We start from the raw sequence: 6,277 nt of genomic DNA, 5'->3' as shown, positions 1-6,277 counted from the left end.
AATAAAAAACCGGTGCCTGCGATCCGCCGGGCGCCAGTGGTCCGAAAGGTCATTGGTTCAAGACAGGTCTGCGCGCCCATCTGACTTTTGCATTGAAGCGCGATCTTGGCTTGTTACATCTAACTTGATCACGACCCTCCTCCCCTACTCTTTACGTGGTAAAATTTGCCTGCTCACTCCTCCAAGGTGTTTGCGTATAACCATGTGAAGTTGGTCACTTAGCGACTATGGATATCGGCTGCTGACGACGCGACATCAACCTCGCGGGCAGCGTAGCAACGCCTACGCATAAGAAACCGCTGAACCCTAATGCTCCCAGCACTCTTTTTTGCGACAAAAACTGGTAAGTCAGCTCTTCACTGCGGCCAAGACATCGAAGTGTCCGGCCAGTCTGCGCAGCGATTTCCACAACAGTCCTGCGCACGCTTGCCATAGTCGCTGTCAAGTGCCGGATGTTCGTCATCGCGGTCATCATTGCGCTGGGTCTCGCATTAGGACAAGTGAGGCGGCATGTCCTGAAGTATTCGCGGCTCATCCGAGTGATATCTTTCCTTCGCCGTCTACAGCCTCGGTCGCGGTGCATAATTCCCCACATGCTCAGCAATAACTTGAAGACAAGCGGCACCTTGTGTCAGCTTTGACAAACCTCGATCTAACCGTCTGCACATACTGCAATAATGAGGCCCCAGCCGTTGTACTAAAATGACACAAACGTAAGATAAAATTGGCGATCCCTGAAGGACTCGAACCCTCAACCTGCTGATTAGAAGTCAGCTGCTCTATCCAGTTGAGCTAAGGGACCGCTGCGCTGGTTATGGTCTATGCTCTATGGGCGATCAAGGGGGCGTGAAAGGCTAAAGTGTCTTGAACCAGTCTGGAAGGATCGTACGACAGACATAGTTGATGAACGGGGGCTTCACGATGCCGCGTTTTGCATCGCGGATCGGGTTTTCCCGTATCTTCTCATAGCCCAGCGCAACGGCCTCTTTCCAAGGCAGTTCAACCGCTTTCGCCATTTTGCGATAGAACCGTTTCGCATGGAAGTCGGGGTTCGCCCACCCGTTCACATTCCAGTCTTCACCGACACTATCGGCAACAGACTGGCGCACTGCGTTAGTTTCTTTCAAAGCTGTGGAGTTAGCGTGCTTTAGATGCACAAAGAAAACATCATCCGGCATTTCAAATCGAAAATCGTCTGTTCGCCGGTAGCCACAAAAGACACCATGCCAGCGCAACGGTAACGCTTTGCGCACGGCCCAGGCCTTGCTGTAGTTCCCGGTCACGCAAGCCACATCTCGGTGTGCCAGTGCGGATTCACTGCCAACCAGCGGCACATCCCCTTCTACCTCTGCCAAATTCAGTCCAAGAGCAAACAACGCAGGCGCCGAGCTCTTCTCAAACAAGTCTTGAAACGAGCTGTATGTCGCAGGATCAAAGCAAACGAGTTCATCTGCATCAGTCTGAATTACCCAGTCGTAAAGATTGCCCAAACCTGACTGGATGCCATTGATGACACGCAGGCGAACACGGTCAAAATTCTTTAACTCGTCGCGGGGAATGGTAATGACACTGGCGTCAGGGCAAATCCTTTGAATTTCAGGATCATAGCCGTGCGATATTACATAGAGGTTACGGGGGCCCAAATGGGCGCCGTAGTAGCGATACCATTGCCCCAGCGCCCAATAGTCTTGGTAAACCATGGTGATTGCGCAGATTTTCATGAAACGCTCCTGAGGAATGGCAGCCCTAGATGGCCTTCTTCATCGCATCATAGCAAGCAGGTATTATCAGGGTCAAAACCAGTTATTTCTGTGATGCTAGCCAATTATTCGACCCAGCCCTTAAATGCCCGAAAACAACACTGGAATTCTAAACGCCCGACTAGTCGTATCCGCTCCAGCAACCTTGGCTCCAGATAGCGCACTGCTTGCGAGGCCTGATGCCACTCTAGACCGCCAGATTTCGAACAGTTCAGAAAAGTCGCGAATTTTTGCCTTTAGTCCCTTGTCGTTTCTATCATGATGCCGTATCCGTCTGCTCATTGGCGCGGGATGGAGCAGCCCGGTAGCTCGTCAGGCTCATAACCTGAAGGTCGTAGGTTCAAATCCTACTCCCGCAACCAATACTACACTGTTAAATCAGTGGCATAGAAGCACCCTTCGGGGTGCTTTTTGCGTTTAGGACCTTCTTGTGGAAGATGTGTGGAAGCTTCCAGGAACAGTGGGGTGTGTTGCGCAGTCGTAACTCTTCAGGGCGACCACTTTCGGCCTTTAGCTGACATTGGCCAAATGATCGGCAGGCTGCGGCGCGTTCCGTCATTGCAGACCTTCGCTGCAAAGGCGAAACCGGAGACAGTAGCAGCTCGGTCAACATGAGTTGCAGATACAATGCTAACTTTTTTTCTTCCCCCACGGACAGAGTGCTTCGACCTGTTGGCGACCAAGTTCATTTAAGGTATTTATGTTATCGATATAAATCTTCTCAGGGTCCAAAACACGTGAGAGTGCTTTAGTCACTTGAACTTGACGCAGTAGATGTATGATCGGATAGGGTGAGCGGTTAGTGAAGTTGCTAAGATCGTTAGCAGCTACGTCCTCAAATTGATATTGAGGATGAAAGGACGCCAACTGCACATGCTCTGTCAGTTCTGCCTTCTCCAATAGCTCCTGAAACCAATCGAGTAAGGCGAGGTAGTCATCAAATTCTTCCAAACCTCGGGTGAAAATGAGCAAGCTAGTGGCAATGTCACTTTCATTGGCCTCAAGCAGACGCTGTAGCTCATCCACGTAGAACTGCTTCAGCTGTGCATCAATGGTGGCATCACAGATGGCATAATGCACTTGGTCTTGGGCTATGACATTATGGGAAAATGGGCAGAGATTCAGCCCTACTACCATTTGTTCAAGCCATCGACGGATGTTTGTAACTACGTCTTGATGAGCTATTGATAGTGTCTCAAGGTCGAACTTATTGATACGTAAATCCTTTCTTGTTGAACTAACTTAAAGCCCATTGTGCCCATATCTCAAATTGATTTGCAAAAGCCAAATCTATCGGCTCGGCGGAGTTACAGGCGACCTTTCCACCCTTCATGTCGAGTGCCGCTTCCAGGACAATCCGCCCTTCGCTGCGGGACGACGAAGTTCCCTTACTGGAAGCTCGTGGGTGGTGTGAGGCTGCAATCCAATCTAACCGAAGACTAAGCCTTAAACTTTGTTGATGTTGCGGTCCTTGTTTCCCACCACCGATGCATGGCCTCAAATGCCGACATCAATCTAATTGCATCTTCCGTGCCGCTGTACTCAACACGCGGAGGAACTTCCGCATAAACCTCTCGATGCACACAGCCATCGTTTTCAACGCCGCGAAGCTGCTTCGTCAGCATCGTCTGCGTAATCCCGCGAACGCTTTTTAGAAGCGCGCCAAACCTTTCTGTGCCGTTGAAGATCAGGATTTGGAAAATCGAAAGCCTCCACCTGCCGCCGATCATGGCAACCACAAGTAGCTCTGGATACAAATCCGCACCTGTTTCCTTACGCACAGCAAGTACCGATAGTATCGTTTCGATACCCAGGTATTGAAATGTTGCCTACTTTTAAACAGAGCCTTTTACGCGAAGTTGAGCGTCAGCAGAGGAACAGAGCAAATGATGACAAATTAACCGAAAAACTATGAAGAAAAATCTCGTGTCAGCATCTCGGGATGACAGCTTTCTGGCTGTTGCGACCGAGATGGAGAAATGGTGGACAAAGACAACCAGCGGCGCTTTCGAAAAGGTCGGAGACAGGTTGACGGCGTGTTCCCCCCCCCGGACTACGGTCACTGGTCATTCGAGGCGTCCGTCATGAACCGAGGCAATCATCTTGAGATAACTTGCGTCGATGCTGACCACAAGGTCGACGGTCAGCCTGAAGGAATCGATCAGGAGTTGCTTGGGACAATCGTTATCTGGCAGTTTGAAACTGTCGGAGACAAAACCGAGATTACAATTCCCCATGACGGGTCGCCTCCAACTCTGAACTGTTGGGAAATCTGCCCAAATGGTTGGAACCATTTCTTTTGAAACAGTTAAAAAGCGTTCTTGGACGGCAATCAAGCAAGCCGTCATTCCGCCCGACAATTTTCGCGAACTTGGCTTCATGGCGCCCATTTGGGCACATCGCTGCATCGGTTGTTAAGGGTTTTTCCGACAGCTTCGCGCCGCTCGTCGCCGACGGCTGCTTCCACTTTATTCGTGGAATTCTACCCTCTCCAACATACGACATAAAACGACAGTCAGAAACCTGCCAAGACTGTAAATGTTTCGCCGGAGGGTTCTGTCAAAGCCAAGAGCCTGATGCCACGCGGGCCCAGATAGAGCCCCATAACAGACAGTTTTCACCGTATGCTTTCTAGAGTTTTCATTCGTACATTGCACAGTGAAGTTATCAAACGCGCTCGATATCCCAACTTTCAACGGTGAATAACTTGAGCGCTGAGCGATGCATGTGCTTCAAGTATTGTACCTGAGACCAGCCACACTCCTGCGTAAGATGTTCCCAGTTCCGAACGGAAACCAGCGTCCACAGAAGGTCTGTCGCTTCCTTCGCATTCAAGTCCGGCAACAGCATGTCATGTTCGATCAGCGACTGTATTGTGCGATCACATAGATCGCGCACGGCGGACATCCGATCGTCCCAAGCGACACGCGCTTCTTCATCGACATCCTTGATCGCCATCAGGGCTTTTCCAACGCCATAGATTTTGGGGATGTAGTTGCACCAGACATCGATGAATCCTTCCAGCCGCGCGACACCTTCTGCGGTGAAGATCTGGTCATCCACGACTTTGCCGATGCCGTGAATTTCATCAAGATAGCGGGTCGTCGCAATTAAAAGCTCTGCCCGGTTGGGGAAATGCAGATACAGCGCCTGACGGCTGATGCCAGCACGCTTGGCGATATCTGACATGCGCACATCGCTTGCCCCTTTTGTCTCTAAAAGAGTCTGGCAGCTTTTGAGGATGCGATCACGGGTAGGATTATTTTTACTTGACATGGTGTAAAGTAGATCGATAAGTCAGGGCTGTCAACTTGACACGGTGTCAAGTTATTGAACAAAGATAGGAAGCCTAATGAAAGTTATCGTAATTGGTGCAACTGGCACTATCGGCAGCCTGACCGTCCAACACATGCTTGCCGACGGGCACGCAGTCACCGCATTTTCGCGCACCCCTGAGAGGATCGGGATCGACCATCCAGAACTGTCATTGGTGTCAGGCGACGTTCTTAACCAGTCAGAGGTTGATACAGCGGTCGCGGGACACGATGCCGTGGTCATCACCTTGGGCAGCAAGTCCTTGCGTTCACTCATTAGGTCCAAAGGCACACTGATCGTCATCCACGCAATGCAAAAGGCAGGGATGTCGCGTCTGATTTGTCAGTCAACACTTGGGGCCCATGAAAGCTGGTCCAACCTGAACTTCTTTTGGAAACGGATCATGTTCGGCGGCATATTGCGGATCGTTTTCCGCGACCACGAACTTCAAGAGCTTCTTGTCGAAGCCAGCGGTTTGGATTGGACCATCGTGCGCCCGAGCGGGTTCACTGACCGCACAGAAACGGAAGTCTTTAAAGAAGCCTTCGCGCCAACGCTGAAAGGCCTACGCCTCAAGATTGCGCGCAGTGATGTCGCCAGCTTTCTGACCAAGCAGTTGACCGACAGAACATATCACCAGCGCGCCGTTGCGATCTCAACCTAAGATAGGAGCACATCAATGTCCCCTGAATTCAATCTCGTCTTTGTGCAGGTTTCGGTTGTCGCTTACGCATTAGTCGCAGGCGTTTTTCTGACCTTTTCCGATTTTGTAATGACATCATTGGCCAAAGCGGACCCTGCTGGCGCAATCCAAACCATGCAGATCATAAACCGAGAGGTCTTTCGAACGATCTTTATGGTGCTCTTGCTTGGCATGTCTGCCGTGTCGCCGATGATTGTTGTTTATGCGATCGGCACTGATATCGGATACGCACAAAACTGGATCGTGGCGGCTGGTGCGCTCTACTTTCTTGGCACGTTTATCGTGACGCTGGTCTTCAACGTGCCCATGAATAACCGCCTTGATCGCATGCAGTTTAATAGCGCCGAGGCGGCAGCTTATTGGCTGCGCTACGTTCCAGCCTGGCGCTTTTGGAACTGGGTCCGCACCATTGCCGCGGCTCTTGCTTCGCTGTGCCTGCTAATTGCTACGGTCATAATGGCTCAATCCTAACTTCAAACCCAAAATAGGCACCGATAAA

Annotated in this window: 7 protein-coding genes and 2 tRNA genes; 3 read left to right on the top strand and 6 right to left on the bottom strand. The window is 50.8% G+C overall.

What is annotated here, in order from left to right; genetic code table 11:
* Nucleotides 1–725: 725 nt before the first annotated feature.
* Both Q0903_RS19115 and Q0903_RS19110 read right to left on the bottom strand, forming a co-directional pair.
* Nucleotides 726–802: transfer RNA gene (locus Q0903_RS19115), tRNA-Arg, on the bottom strand.
* Nucleotides 803–854: 52 nt separating this feature from the next.
* Complete coding sequence (locus tag Q0903_RS19110; protein WP_299417895.1) at nt 855–1,721, bottom strand: glycosyltransferase family 2 protein; 867 nt, start codon at nt 1,719–1,721, stop codon at nt 855–857.
* Between the two features lie 324 nt (nt 1,722–2,045).
* Here Q0903_RS19110 and Q0903_RS19105 point away from each other — a divergent pair.
* Nucleotides 2,046–2,122: transfer RNA gene (locus tag Q0903_RS19105), tRNA-Met, on the top strand.
* Between the two features lie 268 nt (nt 2,123–2,390).
* Here the strand turns inward: Q0903_RS19105 and Q0903_RS19100 are convergent.
* The 4 genes from Q0903_RS19100 to Q0903_RS19085 all read right to left on the bottom strand — a co-directional run bounded on the left by Q0903_RS19100 (nt 2,391) and on the right by Q0903_RS19085 (nt 5,036).
* A complete protein-coding gene (locus Q0903_RS19100) occupies nt 2,391–2,918 on the bottom strand; it encodes a DUF1415 domain-containing protein (protein ID WP_299417901.1) in 528 nt (175 codons plus the stop codon).
* Between the two features lie 281 nt (nt 2,919–3,199).
* Nucleotides 3,200–3,541 carry a winged helix-turn-helix transcriptional regulator gene (locus Q0903_RS19095; RefSeq protein WP_299417893.1) on the bottom strand — a complete coding sequence of 114 codons (342 nt, stop codon included), beginning with the start codon at nt 3,539–3,541 and terminating at the stop codon, nt 3,200–3,202.
* A gap of 285 nt (nt 3,542–3,826) precedes the next feature.
* Entirely contained in the window at nt 3,827–3,997 is a 171-nt protein-coding gene (locus Q0903_RS19090; protein ID WP_299417891.1) for a hypothetical protein, read from the bottom strand.
* 430 nt (nt 3,998–4,427) lie between these two features.
* Nucleotides 4,428–5,036 carry a TetR/AcrR family transcriptional regulator gene (locus Q0903_RS19085; protein WP_299417889.1) on the bottom strand — a complete coding sequence of 203 codons (609 nt, stop codon included), beginning with the start codon at nt 5,034–5,036 and terminating at the stop codon, nt 4,428–4,430.
* A gap of 76 nt (nt 5,037–5,112) precedes the next feature.
* Between Q0903_RS19085 and Q0903_RS19080 the strand changes: the two genes are divergently transcribed.
* Nucleotides 5,113–5,739: an NAD(P)-binding oxidoreductase gene (locus tag Q0903_RS19080; RefSeq protein ID WP_299417887.1), complete on the top strand. Its 627-nt coding sequence runs from the start codon at nt 5,113–5,115 to the stop codon at nt 5,737–5,739.
* Nucleotides 5,740–5,754: 15 nt separating this feature from the next.
* Nucleotides 5,755–6,249 carry an anthrone oxygenase family protein gene (locus Q0903_RS19075; protein ID WP_299417885.1) on the top strand — a complete coding sequence of 165 codons (495 nt, stop codon included), beginning with the start codon at nt 5,755–5,757 and terminating at the stop codon, nt 6,247–6,249.
* The last annotated feature ends 28 nt before the right edge of the window (nt 6,250–6,277 follow it).

The organism is uncultured Sulfitobacter sp. (assembly GCF_947502895.1).
GTDB lineage: Bacteria > Pseudomonadota > Alphaproteobacteria > Rhodobacterales > Rhodobacteraceae > Sulfitobacter.
The sequence above is the reverse complement of the archived record's forward strand: the minus strand, read 5'-3'. Positions and strand labels throughout refer to the sequence as shown.